This window comes from Streptomyces sp. NPDC008137 (assembly GCF_042957035.1).
Classification (GTDB): Bacteria; Actinomycetota; Actinomycetes; order Streptomycetales; family Streptomycetaceae; genus Streptomyces.
Window position 1 is genome coordinate 232,786 of sequence record NZ_JBIBHN010000006.1, and the last position, 20,446, is coordinate 253,231.

Here is a 20,446-nt window from a genome sequence, read left to right on the forward strand (position 1 = left end):
CGGCTGTCCCCGACGCCCCCTGCCCCGAACGGGCGGGGGGCGTCGGTGTCTCATGGCCGGACACTCAGCCGCGGAGGCCGCGAATGTTGGTGCCGTATTCTTCTATGTACATCACCAACATCGTGCGGGAGGTGCCGGATGTCCGTGACCCAGATCGACATCGACGACGACGCTCTGGAACGCGCCATGGCTCTGTCCAGGGTCAGGACCAAGAAGGAGGCGGTCAATCTCGCTCTGCGCTTCTACGCCGAACAGCAGGAGCGCGCGGCGCGCATCAGCCGTCACTTCGAGCGCGCGCGTGAGTGGGGTGCCGTCGAGGACGCCGAGCAGTCGCACCGGGCGGAGAAGCACAGCCGGTGATGTACCTGCTCGACACATCCGGCCTGGTCCGGCTGCTCCGTGACCCGAAACTGCAATCGGCCTGGTACGACGCGATCGATGCCGGGGTCATCGCATCCTGCTACGTGCAACGCGCCGAGTTCTTGTACAGCGCCCGCAACGGGCGCGAGTACAGCGAGATCGCGGAGATGTTCTCCGACATCTACCCCGACGTGGCGGTGCCGAAGAACGCCGGGCGCTGGATCAGTGCGGTGCAACACCGTATGGCCCAGGCCGGGGAGCATCGCAGCGCCTCGGCGGTGGATCTCGTCATCGCCGCCACCGCCGCCCACCACGGCCTGGCCGTCCTCCACGACGATGCCGACTACAGCACGGTCGCCCGATACGCGTCCGACCTGACCGAGCACAACGTCCACGACATCGCCTGAGGAGCCTCGGTCGGCGGTACACCCACGCTCCTACGGCAACTCGGACACACCCTCCACCAGTGCGTGGACCGTGTCTCGGCCCGCGTCCCCACGCAGGAACAGTTCGAAGCCCTGCGCCTCCCCGGCAGCTTGCCCGTCCTGTGCACGCTCCGGGTCGTCCTCGCGGCGGACGGGCGGCCGATCGAGGCGACGTCGATGGTGAAGGCGGGGCATCTCTACGAGGTGCGGTACGAGTTCGTACCGGAGTGATCCAGCCGGAGATCGAACCAGGGGATCGTCTCGCCCGGCAGCAGATACTCGTCGATCTCCACGAATCCGCGCTGCCGTGCGAAGCGGAGGCCGTCCGTGTTGGATGCCAGGACCACTGTCTCGATGACCTCGGCGCCGAGTTCCCTCGCCTGCGCGAGACCACGCTCGTAGAGCTCCGCACCGAAACCCTGGCCACGGTGCTCGGGGAGGACACGAGCGATGACGGTCGCCGCGGGTGCCTCGCTCGTGGGCGGGCGAACCGTCGTGCATCCGATCAAGGTCCCGTCGAGATAGGCGACCTCCAGAACGTGCTGCCGGGACCGTTCGCGCACCTCGTCGAGCGACCGGTGATGCGTGGGGATGACGAGGTTGTGGACGTACTGCCAGTCGTGGACCGCGGCGTCGGCGCCGTCCACCTTCTCTACGCGTAGGCGGGACATCGGGCCAGCAAACCGGGGGTGGCAGGCCTCGTCAACCGGGATATCGGGGTCGACCCAGATACCTCTATCGGGTGGCACATAGAACACCTGCCCGGTGAACCCGCGCCCCCATCTGGCTCATTCGTTCGAGTCGGGCCCCTCGAACGAGGTACGCGCAATCGATTCTGCGATGCGTGATCAGAACCCTCAGGCGGGCCGCGCTCGCGGCCGCACTCGTTGCCCTGCCCCTTCTGGCCTCCAGCCCGGCGCATGCGCATGCGCACAGCCGGGCCGCCGAGCCGCGCACGCTCCCGATGGCGAACGCGGTCGGCATCCTCCCCCTCGCGGATGAGGTGCGCGAGGGCTACCAGCGCACGAGCTTCCGGCACTGGAACGCGGGCCAGAACCCCACCGACGGCTGCAACACGCGCGCGGAGGTGCTCATCTCCGAGGCGGTCGACCCACCCGAGGTCCTGGCCGGCTGCAGGCTCTCCGGCGGGCGGTGGTGGTCGTACTACGACGCCAGGTGGGTGACCGAGGCCTCCGGTCTGGATGTCGACCACATGGTGCCGCTCGCCGAGGCATGGGACTCCGGAGCATCGCAGTGGACCGCCCAGCGGCGTGAGGCGTACGCCAACGACCTCGACGCCCTGACCTCCCTCATCGCCGTCACCGCGGCCTCCAACCGCAGCAAGGCCGACAAGGATCCCGCCGAGTGGCTGCCCCCGGCCGAAGGCGTCACGTGCCGGTACATCTCGGAGTGGGTCGGGACCAAGCTCCGCTGGGGCCTCAGCGCCGACGCCGTCGAGTTCGAGGCGCTCACCCGGCTCGCACAGTCCTGCCCCGACACCGGCGTGACGTACGACCCCGCGCCCTAGCACGGAGCCGTGGCCCCTGCCCCGGCGACGGGGCGGGACCACCGGCCCGGTCGAACGGCCCCGGGGCTACGGCCCTGGAGCGGGCGGTACGTCTCCATGAGGTGCGGTACCGGTCCCCGGCGGGGTCGGGGTGGCGCCGCCCGGGACGCCGTAGGGGTGGCCGGGCACGGCGGCCCCGTACGGCATGGGATACGGCGGGTACGGGGCGTACGGCGCAGGCGGGGCCGACGGCGGCATCGGCGGGGCCAGGCGCTGCGGTTGGTGGCGGCGGGCCAGCCACAGGACGAGCGCCGCGTACAGCAGGGTCGTCGCGACGTCCGCGAGGGCGAGTGGCCAGGGCGAATCGGCCGCGGTCTCGTCGGACGTCAGCCCGTCGACGACCGCGGCGGCAGCGCCGAAGGCCACCAGGTTGTTCAGGACGTGCAGCGCGACCGCCGCCTCCAGGCCACCGGTGCGGATGGTCAGCCAGCCCGCCACCACACCGAAGACCAGCAGTCCGATGAAGCCCCACGTGGTGCCCCAGCCGTGGGCGGCGGCGAACAGCACGGCCTGCGGGAGCACGGCGAACCACGGGGAACGGACGAAGGAACCGACCGCTTGTGTAAGCCAGCCCCGGAAGACGTACTCCTCGGCCGCGGCCTGCACCGGGACGAAGACCGCCAGCACGGCCAGGGACGTGAGGAACGACCCCCAGCCCACCCACACTTGGGACTCCCCCGAGCCGGTCGCTCCGTCAGGCAGGAGGAAGGCGGTCCCCGTCAGCACGGCCACAGGCAGCGCCGCCGCCAGCAGACACCATCCCAGCCAGCGCCACCGCACCCGTCCGGCGACCGACGTCACCGTGCCGGCCGGCCGACGCCCCGGCCACAACACGGCCAGCAACACCAGTGGCAGGGCGATCGCGATGGACGTCAGCTCCATCGCGGTGTTGGCGAGCGGACCGAAGTCGGGTCCCCCATCGGGGAGTTCGGGGACATCGGCGACCGCCCCGAAGACGTAGGTGACGGCTATGAGTAACAGCACGACCATGAGATAGGCGACGCAGAACAGCAGGGTGCCGACCACGGGCCGCCACCAGCGATGACGGCCTGTGCGGCGGTCCATGCGGTGGAAGGGGAAACCGGTGGGGCCGGGCGGCGGCAAGGGTGCTGTCATGATCGACAGCTTCCCAAGGGCACGCCGCCCCAGGCGTCCGCCCGCAGCAGGAGTGACCATTCGGTCTCAGGGTGGATGCTCCCGTGCCACCACAACTGCGCGTCCGGCAGCGCCAATCCCGGCCCCCGGCTGTCCGTCACGCGGAGGGTGTCGCGGGGCGGCGCGCCTCGGTCGCTGACTGCCCCATGCCGTCGGCCTGGGCGAGGAGTTGGGCGCCGGGGAGCATCGTGAAGGCAACAGGCGGGTCAGTGCGTCGTCTCGGCCGGTCCGTTCGAACGGCGGATCGCCGATGGAGAGTTCCGTCGAACGCGCGCGAAGTATGTCCAATAAGCGGCGCAACAACCTAAGATGCGCTGAACCTGCGAGTGATGTGGTGATGGGGTCGGGCCAGGGGGACATATGCGCCATGGGAGCTTGTTCGATGCCGAGTCGTGGGATGGGAGATCCCAGGCCGGCGGCGCAGGCCGCCGGGCAGCGCTCGAGCGAGCGGGGGTGAGCCGTCGTACGACGCTCCGATGGGGAGCGGCGGCCGCGGTCACGGCGAGCACCCTCGGCCTCAGCTCGTGCACGGCTGCGGCACGGGCCGCCGCTTTCAACCCCGCAACCAAGGACTGGCTCACCGAACTGGCTCGCTCCATAGCGGCGATCCAGATCGAAAAGGCCCTCGACAAGGGACTCACGGGAATATGGCAGGCCTGGTCGGAACACACTGAAGAGACCGTCGACGAGGCTGCCGGCGGAGACAAGTACTGGTACGGCACATGGGCCCATTCCGTTCCCCCGGTGGTCATGATCTCCTTGAGTGCGACGAAGCAGGGTGATCCCATGCGGGACCGCCTCGTGGCCTGCGTCAACAACGGAAGGCAGGGCGTCGTTTTCGAAGCCTGGGCCTGGCAGGCGCTGTCGATGTTCTTGCACGAACTCACCCAGGACAAGACAGGCTCCGACCTCGCCATGGTGCAGTCGCTCTGCCTCCTCACCCTGGTGCCGTCGGGCGTGGCCCCGAAATCAGGCGGCAGTCCCGCGGGAACCGTGGACTGGATGGCCTATCAGGCCCGCAACGGAGAGGTGGAGATCACAAGAATCGTCGAGCCGGACGGGTCCTCGAGCGCCATCGTCACGGCCGAGGGCATTCCCGACGCGGACCAGAACCCGGTGAAGAAGAAGTTCACCTTGCCGACCGAGCCGGCCGGCGCTTGAAGTCCGTCGCACGATCCTGAACCGGCTGTCCCTTCTCACGGGCAGCGAGGGGTCCGCGAGCAGCGCCCGGCTGGAGCTGCTCGCCGGGGACGAGCGCCGGGTCTCGGTGGGCGTGCGGTGCCGACCCACCACGTCGCCCCCGCCTCACCCGGCATCCCCGGCCTCGGAAAATAACCGAACTCACGTACAACCCTTACATCCCGCCACGGGTCTCCTGATCGCCGACCCGCGTGAACCGCCGGACGACTACCGGCGAACACGGAAGGTCCGGCTCCCTTCTCAACCCCCGGAGCCCGCCTTGCGCACCCGCACCCTCCTCCTTGCCGCCGGCCTCACCACCGGCCTCCTCACCGTCACCACCCCGGCGACCGCCGCCCCTTCCGGCCTCGCCGGCGACTTCAACGGCGACGGCTACCGCGACGTCGCCATCGGCGCGATGAGCGCCGACGTCGGCTCGGTGCAGAGCGCCGGCGCCGTCGTCGTGCTGTACGGCTCGGCGTCCGGTGTCTCGGCGGCGAAGAAGACCGTGATCACGCAGAACTCCGCGGGCGTCCCCGGCACCGCCGAGTCCGACGACCGCTTCGGCGCCAGCCTCGCCGCCGGTGACCTGGACAAGGACGGCTACTCCGACCTGGTCGTCGGCGCCCAGTACGAGTCCATCGGCGACCGGGACGGCGTCGGCTCGGCCACCGTCATCTGGGGCGGCAAGAACGGCCTGTCCGGCGGCAAGGGCCTCCCCCAGCCGTCGGACCTGTCCGAGTGGGGCGGCTTCTCGTCCGGCGTCGAGACCGGCGACTTCGACGGGGACGGCGCGACGGACGTGACGATCACCGGCCAGAGCCGCACGCGTCTCTACATGGGCCCCTTCAGCCGTACGACCGGCCCCAGGAGCCACTCCAGCATCGGCGAGTTCGGGTCGACGTATGAGGTGTTCGCGGGCGACATGAGCGGGGACGGGGCCGCCGAGCGCGTCTACCCCTTCCTCGTCACCGACGACGAGGGCGGCGAGATCAGCTACCACCGCTGGACCGGCACCAAGTACGCCCGCACCTATCTGCCGACGGCGGACGGCGAGAAGGGCACCATCGCCGACGTCAACGGTGACGGCTACGGCGACATGGTCCTCGGCGACTACCAGGAACCGCGTGCCGAGAAGCCCGGCGGCCACAAGGGCGGCCAGATCACCGTCTGGTACGGCGGCCCCACCGGACCCGACCCGGCGCAGACGCCGACCGTCATCCACCAGGACAGCACGGGCGTGCCCGGAGCCGGCGAGAACGGCGACCTGTTCGGCTCGGCGATCAGCGCCGGGGACGTCAACGGCGACGGCTACGCCGACATCGCGGTCGGCGCCTGGGGCGAGGACCTCGGCTCGGTCGAGGACGGCGGCTCGGTGACCATCCTGTTCGGCTCGGCCTCCGGGCTGAACGGCAAGGGCTCCAAGTCCTACACGCAGGACACCGCCGGCGTGCCCGGCAGCAGCGAGACCATGGACGGCTTCGGCATGTCGGTGCGCCTGGTCGACCTCGACAAGAACGGCAAGGCCGACCTGGTCAGCGGCGCCGGCTACGAGAACGGCTACGGCGCGGCCACCGTCCTGCGCGGCGCCGCCTCCGGCCTGACCACCACCGGATCCAAGTTCCTCTCGGCCCGCGACGTCTCCCTCAAGGGTGGCGCCAACTTCGCCTGGGCCATCGCCCAGTGACGTACCGACGACTTCACAGCGAGGCAGCCACCCCCATGCGGACCCGTCTCTCCGCCGCCGTACTCGCGGCGGCCCTCACTCCGCTCGCCCTCACCCTCTCCGCCCCCGCCGCGCACGCCGCGCCCGCCGCCGCCCCGTACGACTTCAACGGCGACGGCCGCAGGGACCTGGCGATCGGCGCCCCGGGCGCCACGGTCGCCGGGAAGGCGAAGGCGGGTGCCGTGTCCGTCGTCTACGGCAGCGCGAGCGGGCCGAAGACCTCGACGCGCACGCTCCTCACCCAGGACACCGCCGGGATGCCGGGCGCCGCCGAGGCCGACGACGCCTTCGGCTCGGCCCTCGCCTCCGTGGACCTCGACACCGACGGTTACGCCGACCTGCTGGTCGGCACGCCCGGCGAGGACGGCAGCGACACCAACGACGGCACCGTCACCATCGTCTGGGGCTCCAAGTCCGGGCTGTCCGGCGCCCGTTCGCTGTTCAGTTTCTTCAGTACGGACTACGACCGCTACGGCCAGACCCTCGCCGCGGGCGACCTCGACAACGACGGCGACCCGGACGTCGCGGTCGGCTCCACGGGGCCGATCATCCTCTCCCTCGTCGCCGGGCCGATCGGCAGGTCCGGTGAGCACAGCGGTGGTTCGGGAAGCCGCAACGAGGACTGGTCCACGTCGCACGGTGTCACCCACCTGTCCGCGGGCGCCGTCGCCGGCGACGGCCACCCCCGGGTGATCGCGCACGGCCGTGCGAAGGGCACCGACGACGCCGCCACCACCATGGCCGACATGGAGATCAGCAACTACACCGACTGGCTCCAGGACCTGCCCGCCGGGTACGTCTCCGCCGTCGCGGACATCGACAAGGACGGCTACGCCGACATCGCCGTCGGCAACGACCGCGAGACCTCCGCCGACCCGGCCGGCGCGCTCGGCGGCAAGGTCACCGTCGTCTACGGCGGACCGGACGGCCGGGACACCGGCCGCGCCCCGCTCGTCCTCACCCAGGACACCGCCGGTGTGCCCGGCGCCGCCGAGAAGGGCGACCGCTTCGGCAGCGGCGTCTCGCTCGGCGACGTCAACGGCGACGGGTACGCCGACCTGGCCGTGGGCACCGCGGGCGAGAACTCCGCCGCCGGTGCCGTCACCGTGCTGTACGGCTCGGCATCCGGACTGACCACCAAGGGCGCGACGTCGTACACCCAGAACACCGCGGGCGTGCCCGGCGGTTCCGAGAAGGGCGACCGCTTCGGCGAGCGCGTCACGCTCACCGACCACACCGGCGACCGCCGCGCCGACCTGTCCGTCGCCGCGCCGGGCGAGAACGGCGACGGCGCGGTCTGGTCCCTGCGCGGCACGGCGACCGGCCTCACGGCCACCGGCTCGACGAGCTTCGGACCGGGCACGACGGGCATCTCGACGGCCGGGGCGCCGGCGTACGGCACGGCCCTCAACTCCTGATCACCGCTTCGCACAACCGCTCCACACCACACCGCTCCACACAACCGCTCCACACCACACCGCTCCACACCGAAACGGGGACTTCGATGCGCAAGCGCACCCTCCTCCTGGCCACGACCCTCACCACCGGCCTGCTCACGACCGGCCTCTTCACGGCCCTGCCCGCGACGACCGCCACCGCCGCCCCCTCCGGTCTCGCCGGCGACTTCAACGGCGACGGCCACCGCGACCTCGCGATCGCCGCCCCGCTCGGCAAGATCGACGGCAAGGCCGGCGCCGGTTACGTCGCCATCGTCTACGGCACCGCAGGCGGCCTGGACAGCTCCAAGCGCCAGATCATCAGCCAGGCCACTGCCGGCATCCCGGGCGTCCCGGAGTCGTCGGACTCCTTCGGCGACCGGCTGACCACCGGCGACCTCGACGACGACGGCTACACCGACCTGGTCGTGGGCGTGCACGCCGAGCAGATCGGCTCCACCGGCGACTCGGGCGTCCTCACGGTCGTCTGGGGCGGCGCGAGCGGCCTGAAGACCGCGACCGACCTGTCCGCGCCGCTCCCCGAGAACCGCAACGAGCTGGGCTGGTCCGTCGCCACCGGCGACTTCGACGGCGACGGCGACACCGACCTGGCCGCCGCCAACATCGCCCTCCCCGAGCTGAACGTCTTCCAGGGCCCGATCAGCCGCACCGGCAAGGCCACCGGCCTCACCGGCATCGACACCCACACCCAGACCGGCATCAACGCCGACAACCTCGTCGCGGGCGACGTCACCGGCGACGGCCGGTCGGACCTGCTGGTCATGGGCCAGGAGGAGGCCGGCGAGGGCTACCGCACCCGCAGCGTGCTGTACAAGGGCTCCGCGACCGGCCTGACGCCCGGCGGCAAGGCCGCCGGGGGCTACGCCGCCGTCATCGCGGACGTGAACAAGGACGGCTTCGGCGACGTCGTCACCGGCAACTTCATGGAGAAGTCCACGGACGAGCCGAACGGCGGCCCCGGCGGCGCGGTCACCGTCACCTACGGCGCCTCCGGCGGCCTGAGCACCCGCACCCCCACCCGCATCACCCAGGACACCACCGGCGTGCCCGGCGCCGCCGAGCAGAACGACCGCTTCGGCTGGAGCCTGTCGGCCGGCGACACCAACGGCGACGGCTACACCGACATCGCGGTCGGCGTCCCGTACGAGGTCATCGGCACGAAGAAGCAGGCCGGCACCGTCACCGTCCTGCGCGGCTCCGCGTCCGGCCTGACCGGCACCGGCGCCAAGTCCTTCTCCCAGGACACCGCGGGTGTCCCCGGCGCCGTAGAGGCGTACGACTCCTTCGGCTACGCCGTACAGCTCACCGACGCGAGCGGCGACGGGCGCGCGGAGCTGGTCGCGAGCGCCCCGTACGAGAACACCGGCGACGGCGCGGTCTGGCTGCTGAAGTCCACCGCGTCCGGTGTGACCGCCACCGGCTCGAAGTCCTTCGGCGCCGCGACCGTGGGCGGCCCGGCGGCCGACTCGGCCTTCGGCGACGTCCTCAGGGGCTGACACCAGCCGGACCCACCCGCGCCCACTACCACCGGACCTCCGAGGAGGAAACACCCCATGCGCAGGCACACCGCGGCCACCCTCACCGCCGCCGCCCTGCTGACCACCGGCCTCGTCCCGCTCACCTTCGCGGCCCCGGCCGCCGCGGCGGCGGCGAAGTTCGCCGACGACTTCAACGGCGACGGCTACCGCGACCTCGCCTTCGCCGCGCCCTACGCGCCCGTCGGCGGGAAGCGGGACGCCGGCGCCGTCGTCATCACCTACGGCTCCGCGAACGGCATCAGCCCCGCCCGCCGCACGGTCCTCACCCAGGACACGGCCGGCATCCCCGGCACCGCCGAGCAGGGCGACCGCTTCGGCAAGGCCCTCGCCTCCGGCGACCTGAACGCCGACGGGTACGCCGACCTCGTGATCGGCAGCACCGGCGAGGACGTCGGCTCCGACGCCGACGGCGGCTCCGTCACCGTCGTCTGGGGCGGCAAGAGCGGCCTGTCCGGCGGCAAGGGCGTCTCCGACCCGGCGGCGTCGGCCCACGACGAGTACGGCATGTCCCTCGCGGTCGGCGACTTCTCCGGCGACGGCCGCCCGGACGTCGCCGTCGGCAGCACCGGCAGCGACGTCTGGATCCACCAGCACTTCACCAAGGCCTCCGGCTCGACCGCCCGCGACGAACTCGCCACCGGCCTGCGGGGCGGCGCGGGCCTCGCCGGTGCCCAGAGCCTCGCCGCCGGCGACATCGACGGCGACGGCACCGACGACCTGGTCGCCACCGGCAGCGAGGCGTCGACGTACGAGGACGGCGCCATGGTCTTCCTCGGCTCCGCCTCGGGCCTCACCCACCAGGCGTTCCTGAAGAGCGGCGGCTGGGAGCTGGCCGTGGTCGGCGACCTGAACGGCGACGGCTACGGCGACGTCGTCACGGCGGACTACGGCGGCGACACCAAGAGCCTCGGCGGCTCGGTCAGCGTCTACCCCGGCAGCGCCGACGGCGCCCGCACCAGCCCCCAGACCACGATCGACCAGGACACCCCCGGCGTCCCCGGCGCGGACGAGGAGGACGACTGGTTCGGCAACGACCTCTCCATCGCGGACGTCAACGGCGACGGCTACGGCGACCTGGCCGTCGGCACGATCCACGAGGACGTCGGCACCGCGGACATCGCCGGCGGCGTCACGGTCCTGCGCGGCTCGGCCACCGGCCTGACCACCACCGGCGCCCAGTCCTTCACCCAGAACACCGAGGGCGTCCCCGGCACCGCCGAGACGGCCGACCGCTTCGGCGCGTCCCTACGCCTGTCCGACCTCACCGGCGACGGCAAGGCGGATCTCTCCATCGGCTCCGACGGCGAGAACCACCCCTCCGGCTCCGTCTACAGCCTGCGCGGCTCGACCTCGGGCGTGACCACGAAGAACACGATCAGCTTCGGCCCCGGCTCGCTGGGCATGTCGACGACGGACTATCTGAGGCTGGGCCAGGACATGCTGAGCTGACCCCAGCGGTGCGGGGCCCTGGGGCCATGGGGGCTTGGGGCCCTGTGTCCCTGGGGGCCCTGTGTCCCTGGGGGCCCTGTGTCCCTGGCGGCCCTGGGGCAGAACCCTGACAACCCATGAGTTCCTGAAGGGGCTTACCCCTTAAGGGATGTCACAGGTCGGCCGCAAAGCCGGGCCCGGAAGCCCGGGCCCGGCACGCGACCGCCCGGGACCAGGTACGTTCGAAGACGTGGCTGGATTCAGGATCGGACGCGGCCGGAACAACGGCGCTCCTCAGACGCGACCGCATAACCCCCCGCACGGGCAGCAGACGCCGCAGGGACCGTCGTACGGTTACCCGCCGGCGCCGCAGCCGTACCCGCGGCAGCAGCCGTACGGCAACGGCGGCGGCCCCACCTGGCCGCAGGCGAACGCCGGGCCCGGCGGCCCCGGTGGCCCTGGCGGCGGTTACGGCGGCGGCCAGGGCGGCCCCGGCGAGCCGGAGTACTTCGGCGACGGCGCGTACCCGCCCGGCCCCCAGGGCCCGCCGGACCCCTACGCGGCGAACAACCCGGGCCACACCCAGGCCTTCTCGGTCGGCGAGGACCCCTACAACCAGGGCGACACCTACCGCGCCGGCGCGGCGGCACCGCCGTCCGCCCCGGTCGGCCCGCGCCTGCACTGGAAGGCCCTGCTGCGGGGGATCGTCCTCTCCCCCAACCAGACGTTCCTCCAGATGCGCGACTACTCGATGTGGGGCCCGGCCCTCATCGTCACGCTCCTCTACGGCCTGCTCGCGGTCTTCGGCTTCGACGGCGCCCGCGCGGACGCCATAAACGCCACACTGTCGAACGCGGTCCCGATCGTCCTGACGACGGCCGTCGCGATGGCGATCAGCGCCTTCATCCTGGGCGTGGTCACCCACACCCTGGCCCGCCAGCTCGGCGGCGACGGCGCCTGGCAGCCCACGGTCGGCCTGTCCATGCTGATCATGTCCCTCACGGACGCGCCCCGCCTGGTCTTCGCGATGTTCGCGGGCGGTGACGCGACGTTCGTACAGCTCCTGGGCTGGGCCACCTGGATCGCGGGCGGCGCCCTCCTGACCCTCATGGTCAGCCGCTCCCACGACCTGCCCTGGCCGAAGGCGCTGGGCGCGTCGGCGATCCAGCTGATCGCGCTGCTGTCGATCGTGAAGCTGGGCACGGTCTGAGGCCGGACGACTGATCGGCTACAGAGGCTACGAGAAAGGGGCTCCAGGTCGGAGCCCCTTTCTCATTGCGTCTCAGGCGTCTTTCCTATTGCCTCTCAGGCGTCGAGCACCTGCCCGGCGCGCCGCACCACAGGCGGTTCGACACTCCACGGGAAGTTGATCCACTCGTCGGTCCGCTGCCACACGTACTCGCACTTCACGAGCGACTGGGACTTCTCGTAGACCACGGCGCTGCGCACCTCGGCGACGGTGTCGAGGCAGAAGTCGCGGACCAGCTTGAGCGTCTTGCCGGTGTCGGCGACGTCGTCGGTGATCAGCACCTTCTTCTCGGAGAAGTCGATCACGTTCGGCACCGGAGCGAGCATGACGGGCATCTCGAGAGTCGTGCCCACGCCCGTATAGAACTCGACGTTCACCAGATGGATGTTCTTGCAGTCGAGGGCGTAGGCGAGCCCGCCGGCCACGAAGACACCGCCGCGGGCGATGCTGAGGATGACATCGGGCTGGTACCCGTCGTCGGCGATGACCTGCGCGAGCTCGCGCACGGCGACCCCGAACCGCTCGTAGGTGAGGTTCTCCCTCATCTCCGGGCCGCTCACACCTGGGTCCGATGGAAATTGAGGAAGGAGCGGGAGGCGGTCGGCCCCCGCTGCCCCTGGTACCGCGACCCGTACCGCTCGCTGCCGTAGGGGAAGTCGGCGGGCGAGCTGAGCTTGAACATGCACAGCTGCCCGATCTTCATCCCCGGCCAGAGCTTGATCGGCAGGGTGGCGAGGTTGGACAGCTCAAGGGTCACATGCCCGCTGAACCCCGGGTCGATGAAGCCGGCCGTGGAATGCGTGACGAGCCCCAGCCGTCCCAGCGAACTCTTGCCCTCCAGCCGGGAGGCGAGATCGTCGGGCAGTGTGATGACCTCGTACGTACTGGCGAGAACGAACTCCCCCGGGTGCAGGATGAACGGCTCGTCCCCTTCCGGCTCCACGAGCCGGGTCAGATCACTCTGCTCGACGGAGGGGTCGATGTGGGGGTACCGGTGGTTCTCGAACACCCGGAAGTAGCGGTCCAGCCGCACATCGATGCTCGAGGGCTGCACCATCGCGTCGTCAAACGGATCGATACGCACTCGTCCGGCGTCGATCTCGGCCCGGATGTCCTTGTCTGAGAGAAGCACGCCCCGAGGATACGCAAGGCGCGCGGAGCGCCCACAACCGGACGACTCCGCGCGCCTTATGCCCTCTTGCTATGCCTTTGTCCGCTGCTTGCTCCTGCTCGCCGCCGTTCGCTCCGCCCGCTACCGCTTCTGGTAGCTGACGGGCACGACGTTCCGAAGGCGCGTACACCGCGGGCACCGGAGCAGCCGGCCGGGACCGAGTCGCTCGGCCTGCTGCATCGGGAACGAAGCGGTGGTGAACACGTGCCCATCGGCACAACGGACGACGGTGCGCTCCATCAAGTCCAAGAGTCCCTTCCCCAAGAGCCGCGTCTGGCTGGTGCTTGCCTGACGACAAAAGCCACAGTACGGGATCAAAGGAACAGCCTTCGAGGCGGCACTCCGGTCCCGTCCGGACCCTCGCCCACGTCCCCACCGTACGCCCCAACTCCGCTGCCCCGCAGCCGCATCCCACCCCTGAAACGCCCTCAGGCCCCGAGGCATCAACACCCGGGGCCTGACATGGGGTAAAGTGGCGAACGTTCGCACACCGACTCCGTCGGCGTCTTACGCGGGTGTAGTTTAATGGTAGAACATCAGCTTCCCAAGCTGAGAGCGCGAGTTCGATTCTCGTCACCCGCTCCAGAGAGAAACCCCAGGTCAGAGGCTTGGGGTTTTGTTGTTGTCTAGTCCAATTCGAGAGCCACGTGCCCTCCACGTGCCCCAAGTCCAGGTCAGCCCCTCCCCAGGAGCACCTGGGTGCTGGCTGGATCGCTGGAACGCCCGGACGGCGCCTGGCCACACCCTGACACCGTCCAACGGCTGTTGAGCCGTGTGGAGGCGTCCATCGCTGATCTGGACACCGCCATCGCCCAGATCACAGAGGGGCGGTGAGCCTTTGATCCCGAAGATCATCCTCGGTAAGGGGCCACAGGCCACGCGCCGCACCATCGGCTACCTCTTCGGAAAGGGCAGGGCCAACGAGCACGTCGACCCGCACCTGGTGGCCCCCTGGAACGGCTTCGCCCCCGACCCGGCCGCAGCCCTCACCGCGCCCCGAAAGAGGTGGAGGCACAGCTCGCCGCACAGCTCGACCAGCCCGTGAGGATGCTGGGCGACAAGGCACCCAAGTACACCATGTGGCACTGCCCCGTCCGTGCCGCCCCCGAAGAGCCGATCCTCACCGACGACCAGTGGGCCGCCATCGCCCGACGGATCGTGGCCGCCGCCGGTCTCGCCCCCGACGGGGACGATAAAGCGTGCCGCTGGGTGGCGTCCGCCACGCCGACGACCACATCCACATCGCCGCCACCCTCGTACGCCAGGACGGCCGCCGCCCCCAGCGCGACTACGACCAGCGCGCCGTCCAGCGCGAAGCCCGCCAGATCGAAGTCGACTACGGGCTGAGGCGGTTGAAGCCAGGCGACGGCACCGCCGCCAAACGTCCCACCAGCAAGGAGCACTTCAAGGCCAAGCGCCTGGGCCAGGACGCCACTTCCCGCGAGATCCTGCGCCTTCGGGTCCTCCGTGCGATGGCAGCCGCCTCCACCGAGGCCGAGTTCTTCGCCCTTCTGGAGGCCACGGGTGTGACCGTGCGACTGAAGCTGGGTCCTTCCGGCGAATGTTCTACGCCGGTTCCACCCTCGCCGGCGACCTCTCCCTCCCCCAGATTCGGAATCGCCTCGCCACGACCACCCCTGAGCCCGCGACCGTCCGGCCGGGCAACCCCTGGCACCACGCCACCGCCGTGGGGCCAGACACACGATCGAGTCCCCCTCAGCCGCGTATCCGCTTCCTACACCGGCCGCGCAATCACCTTCGCGCCCCTCACTCACAACGGAGAGTCTTGATGACCGAGTCAGACGGCGACACGACCGAGGCCGCCGGCGGCCGGAGGATCGCCGTACTCGGAGAGATGCTGGAGTTGGGAGACGAGTCCGCCGAAGCCCACCGCGAGGTGGGGCGCATGGCCCCGAAAGCGGCGTCGACCTCGGTGTCGCGGTCGGCGGAGATCTCGCTAAGCAACTGGCCCTCTCAGCAGGCGCAGCAGGAGTTCCCGACATCGCACTGGCAGGCGACAACGCCACCGCCACCGCCTACCTTGAATCCATCCTCCGCCCCGGTGACGTCGTACTCGTCAAGGCGTCCCGCGGCGGTCAGCTCTGGCAAATCGCCCAAGCACTCACCGGGCAGCCCGTCACCGGCCTCTGAGTGGCCGCCTGCCTGCTCTGCTGGTTCCCAGGGTGGGCAGCCCAGCGCATGCGGGCCAGTCGTATGACCTCGCAGGGCCAGGGCCACCTTCTCGGAGGTGGCGCGGGCGCGCGGTACGAGCCGCGCTGCGGCCTCGGGGAGCAGGCTCCTTTACGTGTCGGCCGTGATGGTGATCGGCGAGTGGCCGAGCATCTCCTGGATGTCCTTCAGGTCGGCCCCTGCCGCTTGCGGCGCGGCGCGGCTCCCCTCGCGGACGCCGTGAGGCAAGGATGACGGGTCATGACGATCGTGTTCCGGGTCCCGGCCGGCGGTGCGGAGCGGGTGGGGTTCGCCTACTCGCCGACGATGGAAGCCGTACTGAGTCTCCATGTGCTGGTGGAGCCCAAGCACCACCCCGTCCAGCACGGCTGGGTGCGTGCGATGCGCAAGCTGACCCCGGCGCTGAAGCGGGAGATCGAGGCGTTCTCCTACGCGGTGCGCTCGTACTTCCCCGAGTTCCTCTTTCCGCAGCCGATCGGTGGACTGACGGACTTCGAAGACGAACTGGCCGGCTTGCGCGGGGCGGATCCGGAGCTGGTCCGCCTGGAGTTCGCCGTCCCCCTCCTCACGCCCTGGCCGGGCGGCGGCAAGGGCAGGGATCCGCGCGTGCTGGACGAACCGGAGGTACGCGGCCTGTTGCGGGAGCGAGTCGCACGGGAAAGCGACGAAACGATGGCCGCGATGCTCCTCGACGATCCCCGCGCGTTGCTCGAACGGTTCCTGAGCATGCTGGAGCGCTACTGGCGGGAGGCGTTCGAGGAGGAATGGGCACGGCTCGAACCCGAACTCGCCGCCGGCGTCAGCGAGGCCGGACACCAGATCGAGCAGCGCGGCCTGTACGGGATGCTCCGCGGCCTGTGGCCGGAGGTGCGCAGCGATCCGCAGGCCGAACGCTTCTGGCTGGAGCGGCCGCACGACCACGAGGTCGCCATCGGCCCGGACGACACACTCGTCCTCGCCCCCAGCGCCTATGTGTGGCCGCACGTACGCGTCAACTGCGACGGTCCGTGGCCCCTCGGGCTCGTCTTCCCCGTCTCCTCGATCGTCCGGGAAGCCCGCCCGCGGATTCCGCCGACCAGGCTCGTCGGCACACTCCGCGCGCTCGCCGACGACACCCGGCTGCGCGCCCTGCGACTGCTCGCCGAACGCCCACGCAGCACACAGGAGTTGGCCCCACTCGTCGGCGTCAGCGAGGCCGCCCTGTCCAAGCACCTGCGGGTGCTGGCGGACGCGGGCCTGCTGGAGCGCCGCCGCGAGGGCTATTACGTCCTGTACCGGCTTGCGTCCGGCCAAGTGGCGGGCCTGACCCCCAGCCTGGAAAGCTTCCTGCACGGCGATGGCGAGGCGACTGATTAGCCATCTGCCTAATAAGTGGATCAGACCCTCGACGGGACCCGACAGTGGCCGCATGTCACTGCTGAGGGACCGCAACTTCCTGCTTCTCTTCGCCGGCCAGGGCATCTCACGCTTCGGCGACGGCCTGTACACCGCCGCGACCGCCTGGCTGGCCTGGTCACTGACGAAGGACCCCACGGCCGTCGCCGTGGTCAGCGTCTCCGCGTTCGCGCCCGCGTTCGTGGCCACCTTCGTCGTCGCCTCGTACGCCGACCGCCGCGACCGTCGGAAGCTGATGATCGCCACCGACCTGGCCCGGGTCGCCGTGGTGGCCGTGGCTTCGGTCTTGCTCTCCCTCGACCTGCTGAACCTGCCCCTGCTCGTGGCGACCACGGCGTTGCTGGCGCTGATCGGCGCCCCGTTCGCCCCGGCCCGCAACGCCATCGTTCCCCAGATCGTGCCGGACGACCGCCTCCAGCAGGCCAACGGACTGCTGCAAGTCGCCTTCCGGGCCGCCTTCTTCGTCGGCCCGCTCATGCTGGCGCCGCTGCTGGCCTTCGGCTCGCTGCAGTCGGTGCTGGTGGTGAACGGGCTGACCTTCCTGGGCTCGGCGGTCGCCGTGGCAGCCATCCGCGTGACCCGCCCCGCCGCGACCAGCGGGCAGACCGGGCTGTGGTCCGATCTCAGCGCCGGGCTGAGGGCAGTGCGGGCCGCTCCCGATGTACTCGTCGTCATCGTGACCTTTGTGCTCGCCCTCGCCCTGACCAACGGTTTCCTGACCGTCGGGCTGGTCGCGGTCGTGGGACAGGGCGGCCAGTACGGCCTGTTGCTCGGCGTCGCCGGGGTCGCCGAAGTGGTAGGCGCCCTGCTCCTGGCCGGCGTGCGCATCCGCAGACTCGCACTGGCCGCGGTGCTGGCGTGGGCCCTGCTCGGGATCTTCCGGGCTCCGCTGGGAACGGTCACCTCCCCTGCTGTGGCGGCCGTTCTCCTGACCGCCACGGGGCTGGCCTCGGCCCTCACGGACATTCCCTTGATCGCACTGGTGCAGCAGCGCATACCGAGCCATCATCTGGCGAAGGCGCTCGGCCTGTGGGAGGCCGGGGTGGCAGGCGCTCTGGCGATCTCCCCCTTCGTGGCCTCGACCGCCATCACCCTCGCCGGAGTCGAGAACGCCTTCCTGCTCTCGGGAGCCGCCGTTGTCGTCCTGGCCGTGACCGCCACGCTCGCCCTCGCATGCGTCGGCGCACGGCAGCCCGGCCAGGAGCCCTTCGTCACGGCCGAAGGCACGGCAAGCGTCGCGGCGCAGAAGAGACAGTGGTGATCACGGCCAAACCAGAGTGACTGCGCGGATCATCGCTGTGCGCAGGTCAGCTCAGGACGCTGTCACCGCAGCCTGACAACGAGCATGTCGGGGCCATCATCAAGGTGGGGCCCATCAGGCGTTCAGAAGTGGACAACGGACAACGCCGAACCCTGTCCATGACTTCGGCGCGAACGAGCCCGCCAGGCAGCGCCCCCACGGTGAACGCCGCCCTACCCGACGCGACCGCGTCCAGGACGTTTTCCCAGGTCAGCGCCTGTGGTTTGTCGTGTCCTGGCACGCCGATCCGCGTCGGGCGGGTTGTGCTCAGGCGGGCCGGGTGGAGGCCCGTAGTTCGATCTCGTATCCGCCCTGTGGGGTGGGTTCGGCGGTGAGGGTGCCGTTGAGCAGTTCGGCGCGTTCTCTCAGGCCGATCAGGCCGTGCCGGGCGCTGGGCAGGGCGACGGACGGGCGGGTGGGGGCGGTGTTGGTGACGGTGAGGCCGAAGTGCCGCGCGTCATGCCACAGGCGCACCTCTGCGCGGGCGCCCGGGGCGTGCTTGCGGACGTTCGTGAGGGCTTCTTGGACCGTGCGGTAGACGGTGCGTTGGGCGGTTGTGCTGATGCCGGGCGGGAGCTCGCCGGTCAGCGTGGTCTCGATGCCGCTGTTGGCGATCAGTTGCTGGAGGTCGGCGAGGGTGGGCTGGGGGGTGAGTTCGGTTTCCTTGCCGCCGGAGGCGCGCAGCAGGGTGACCATGTGGCGGAGTTCGTCGAGGGTGTTCACGCTCAGGGTGCGGATGGTGCGGGCGGCGTCGCGGGCATCGGGGTCCTTGGCGGCGACCTGCAGGGCTCCGGCCTGTACGGCGATGAGGCTGACCTGGTGGGAGACGACGTCGTGCATCTCGCGGGCCAGTTGGGCGCGTTCGCGGGCGAGGACGGACTGGGCGTGCAGGGCGCGTTCGTGTTCGCGGGCCACTTGGACCTCGACGAGTTGGCGGGCCAGGTCGCGTCTGGCCTGCACGAGCTGGCCGCACAGGATCGGAGCGAAGGCCATGGCCAGCGTGTAGACGAATTCGATGAGCGTCCAGGTCCGGTCGCCGGAAAACGGGTCGCCGGAAAACGTGTCGGACAGGGGCCAGGCGAGGGTGGTCGCCGCCGCGTTCAGCAGGGCGCTGCCGACCAGCAGCGGGCGGTTGCGGGTGCGCGCGGCCAGTGTGTACAGCGCGGCGATCGGCGCGACTCCCACGTCCATGAACAGCAGCATGGGCAGTGTCAGCAGGAAGACGGCGAGCGGAAAGCGCGTGCGCAGGAGCAGTCCGGCGCTGCCGAGGGCGGCGCAGGCCCACATGAGGGGTGTCGCCTCGTCGTCGAGGTTGATCCAGGCGTCGAGCGCGGCGAGCACGACGAGGCCCGCGTCGACGACCCAAGACGGCACCCGCCGCCACAGTGCCCGACCCGCACTCATCCCGCGTTGCCCCGGGCCGTGTCGGGGCCGTCGACGCCGAGCAGTCCGGCCCGCTCCGCGAGGAGAGCCGCCTGGACGCGGCCGGCGACCCGGAGCTTGGTCAGGATCGAGCTGACGTGGTCCTTGACGGTGCCCGCGCTCAGGTGGATGCGGGTGCCGATGTCGGCGTTGGACCGTCCTTCCGCGATCAGGACGAGGACGTCACGTTCGCGGTCGGTGAGCAGGTTCACGCGCGCCACGTCCACGTCCTGAGGCGTGTCCGCCCCCGGATGGCCGCGTAGCAGGGCCCGCGAGGCTTTCGGGGACATCACCACCCCGCCCGCGGCCAGGGTGCGTACGAGTTGGGCGAGCTGTTCGGGTTCGGTGTCCTTGAGCAGGAAGCCCGCGGCTCCCGAGCGCAGCGCGGTCAGGATGTACTCGTCGGTGTCGAAGGTGGTCAGCATGGCCACCGTCGGCGGCTCGGGTAGCGTCTGGATCTCCCTCAGGACGGTCAGGCCGTCCACGTCCGGCATGCGGATGTCGAGGAGCACGACGTCCGGATGCTCGCGCCGGATCGCGTCGGCGGCCTGCGCTCCTTCCGCCGTCGCCACGACCTGGATGCCGTCGGAGGCGTTCAGGATCAGCTCGAACCCGGACCGCACCAGCGCCTCGTCGTCCACCACCACTACCCGGATCACCGGCGTTCCGCCTCACACTCGTCTGCTCTGTCCAGCTTCTCGGCTACCAGTACACCCCCCATCGGGGCGTCCACGTTCCCGTACGGTGATCGCTCGCTGTCGACAGTACGTCCGGCCAGGTGCGCGACGGTGCGGCCGCTGGAGACTCCCGCCACCCGGCAGGCTGGTTCCAGCCGTTCGGGGGGAGCGCTCCGGCCCGTCGGCGGGCGGAGGGGCGAGATCCGG

General features: G+C 70.7%; 17 protein-coding genes, 1 tRNA gene and 2 pseudogenes. 14 read left to right on the forward strand and 6 right to left on the reverse strand.

Annotation, left to right across the window (positions count from 1 at the left end):
* Window positions 1–138: 138 nt before the first annotated feature.
* The 3 genes and pseudogenes from ACFZBT_RS12720 to ACFZBT_RS12730 all read left to right on the forward strand — a co-directional run.
* On the forward strand, window positions 139–360 hold the full coding sequence (locus ACFZBT_RS12720; protein ID WP_391101964.1) for a type II toxin-antitoxin system VapB family antitoxin: 222 nt from the start codon (window positions 139–141) through the stop codon (window positions 358–360).
* The gene (locus tag ACFZBT_RS12725; protein ID WP_391101966.1) at window positions 357–767 is read left to right on the forward strand and encodes a PIN domain-containing protein; all 411 of its coding nucleotides are present in this window, start codon (window positions 357–359) and stop codon (window positions 765–767) included. Before ACFZBT_RS12720 ends, ACFZBT_RS12725 begins: the two co-directional genes overlap by 4 nt.
* A 12-nt stretch (window positions 768–779) precedes the next feature.
* Window positions 780–1,016 (forward strand): annotated as a pseudogene (locus ACFZBT_RS12730) (UTRA domain-containing protein); the annotation flags it as partial.
* Here the strand turns inward: ACFZBT_RS12730 and ACFZBT_RS12735 are convergent.
* Window positions 983–1,456, reverse strand: coding sequence for a GNAT family N-acetyltransferase (locus ACFZBT_RS12735; protein ID WP_391101968.1), 474 nt, complete (start codon window positions 1,454–1,456; stop codon window positions 983–985). The pseudogene ACFZBT_RS12730 and the gene ACFZBT_RS12735 sit on opposite strands and share 34 nt — an antisense overlap.
* Window positions 1,457–1,629: 173 nt before the next feature.
* On the opposite strand from ACFZBT_RS12735, the gene ACFZBT_RS12740 reads away from it, so the two are divergent.
* Entirely contained in the window at window positions 1,630–2,313 is a 684-nt protein-coding gene (locus ACFZBT_RS12740; protein ID WP_391101971.1) for a DUF1524 domain-containing protein, read from the forward strand.
* Window positions 2,314–2,379: 66 nt separating this feature from the next.
* On the opposite strand, the gene ACFZBT_RS12745 is transcribed toward ACFZBT_RS12740, so the two are convergent.
* Complete coding sequence (locus tag ACFZBT_RS12745; protein WP_391101973.1) at window positions 2,380–3,468, reverse strand: type II CAAX prenyl endopeptidase Rce1 family protein; 1,089 nt, start codon at window positions 3,466–3,468, stop codon at window positions 2,380–2,382.
* A 414-nt stretch (window positions 3,469–3,882) separates the two neighbouring features.
* On the opposite strand from ACFZBT_RS12745, the gene ACFZBT_RS12750 reads away from it, so the two are divergent.
* From ACFZBT_RS12750 to ACFZBT_RS12775, 6 genes are all read left to right on the forward strand, one after another.
* A complete protein-coding gene (locus tag ACFZBT_RS12750) occupies window positions 3,883–4,668 on the forward strand; it encodes a hypothetical protein (protein ID WP_391101975.1) in 786 nt (261 codons plus the stop codon).
* Between the two features lie 298 nt (window positions 4,669–4,966).
* Window positions 4,967–6,373: an FG-GAP-like repeat-containing protein gene (locus ACFZBT_RS12755; protein ID WP_391101977.1), complete on the forward strand. Its 1,407-nt coding sequence runs from the start codon at window positions 4,967–4,969 to the stop codon at window positions 6,371–6,373.
* A gap of 35 nt (window positions 6,374–6,408) precedes the next feature.
* Complete coding sequence (locus ACFZBT_RS12760; protein WP_391101979.1) at window positions 6,409–7,830, forward strand: FG-GAP-like repeat-containing protein; 1,422 nt, start codon at window positions 6,409–6,411, stop codon at window positions 7,828–7,830.
* Between the two features lie 86 nt (window positions 7,831–7,916).
* Window positions 7,917–9,365 (forward strand): FG-GAP-like repeat-containing protein, encoded by a 1,449-nt coding sequence (locus tag ACFZBT_RS12765; RefSeq protein ID WP_391101982.1) that lies wholly within the window; start codon window positions 7,917–7,919, stop codon window positions 9,363–9,365.
* A gap of 57 nt (window positions 9,366–9,422) precedes the next feature.
* A complete protein-coding gene (locus ACFZBT_RS12770; protein WP_391101984.1) occupies window positions 9,423–10,856 on the forward strand; it encodes an FG-GAP-like repeat-containing protein in 1,434 nt (477 codons plus the stop codon).
* A gap of 148 nt (window positions 10,857–11,004) precedes the next feature.
* Window positions 11,005–12,045, forward strand: coding sequence for a YIP1 family protein (locus tag ACFZBT_RS12775; RefSeq protein WP_391101986.1), 1,041 nt, complete (start codon window positions 11,005–11,007; stop codon window positions 12,043–12,045).
* Between the two features lie 95 nt (window positions 12,046–12,140).
* On the opposite strand, the gene ACFZBT_RS12780 is transcribed toward ACFZBT_RS12775, so the two are convergent.
* Both ACFZBT_RS12780 and dcd read right to left on the reverse strand, forming a co-directional pair.
* A complete protein-coding gene (locus ACFZBT_RS12780; RefSeq protein ID WP_391101989.1) occupies window positions 12,141–12,629 on the reverse strand; it encodes a phosphoribosyltransferase family protein in 489 nt (162 codons plus the stop codon).
* A gap of 11 nt (window positions 12,630–12,640) precedes the next feature.
* Window positions 12,641–13,216 carry a dCTP deaminase gene (gene dcd / locus ACFZBT_RS12785; RefSeq protein WP_391101992.1) on the reverse strand — a complete coding sequence of 192 codons (576 nt, stop codon included), beginning with the start codon at window positions 13,214–13,216 and terminating at the stop codon, window positions 12,641–12,643.
* A 550-nt stretch (window positions 13,217–13,766) separates the two neighbouring features.
* Here dcd and ACFZBT_RS12790 point away from each other — a divergent pair.
* The 4 genes and pseudogenes from ACFZBT_RS12790 to ACFZBT_RS12805 all read left to right on the forward strand — a co-directional run bounded on the left by ACFZBT_RS12790 (window position 13,767) and on the right by ACFZBT_RS12805 (window position 18,101).
* Window positions 13,767–13,840 (forward strand) — tRNA-Gly (locus tag ACFZBT_RS12790).
* Between the two features lie 253 nt (window positions 13,841–14,093).
* Window positions 14,094–14,942: pseudogene (locus tag ACFZBT_RS12795) on the forward strand (relaxase/mobilization nuclease domain-containing protein); the annotation flags it as partial.
* A 743-nt stretch (window positions 14,943–15,685) separates the two neighbouring features.
* Complete coding sequence (locus ACFZBT_RS12800; RefSeq protein ID WP_391101995.1) at window positions 15,686–16,801, forward strand: DUF5937 family protein; 1,116 nt, start codon at window positions 15,686–15,688, stop codon at window positions 16,799–16,801.
* 52 nt (window positions 16,802–16,853) lie between these two features.
* Window positions 16,854–18,101 (forward strand): MFS transporter, encoded by a 1,248-nt coding sequence (locus tag ACFZBT_RS12805; protein WP_391101997.1) that lies wholly within the window; start codon window positions 16,854–16,856, stop codon window positions 18,099–18,101.
* A 306-nt stretch (window positions 18,102–18,407) separates the two neighbouring features.
* Here the strand turns inward: ACFZBT_RS12805 and ACFZBT_RS12810 are convergent, their stop codons facing one another.
* Both ACFZBT_RS12810 and ACFZBT_RS12815 read right to left on the reverse strand, forming a co-directional pair.
* A complete protein-coding gene (locus ACFZBT_RS12810) occupies window positions 18,408–19,544 on the reverse strand; it encodes a histidine kinase (protein ID WP_391102000.1) in 1,137 nt (378 codons plus the stop codon).
* Entirely contained in the window at window positions 19,541–20,221 is a 681-nt protein-coding gene (locus ACFZBT_RS12815) for a response regulator (RefSeq protein WP_391102003.1), read from the reverse strand. The genes ACFZBT_RS12810 and ACFZBT_RS12815 overlap by 4 nt, the downstream gene beginning before the upstream one ends.
* Window positions 20,222–20,446 lie beyond the last annotated feature (225 nt).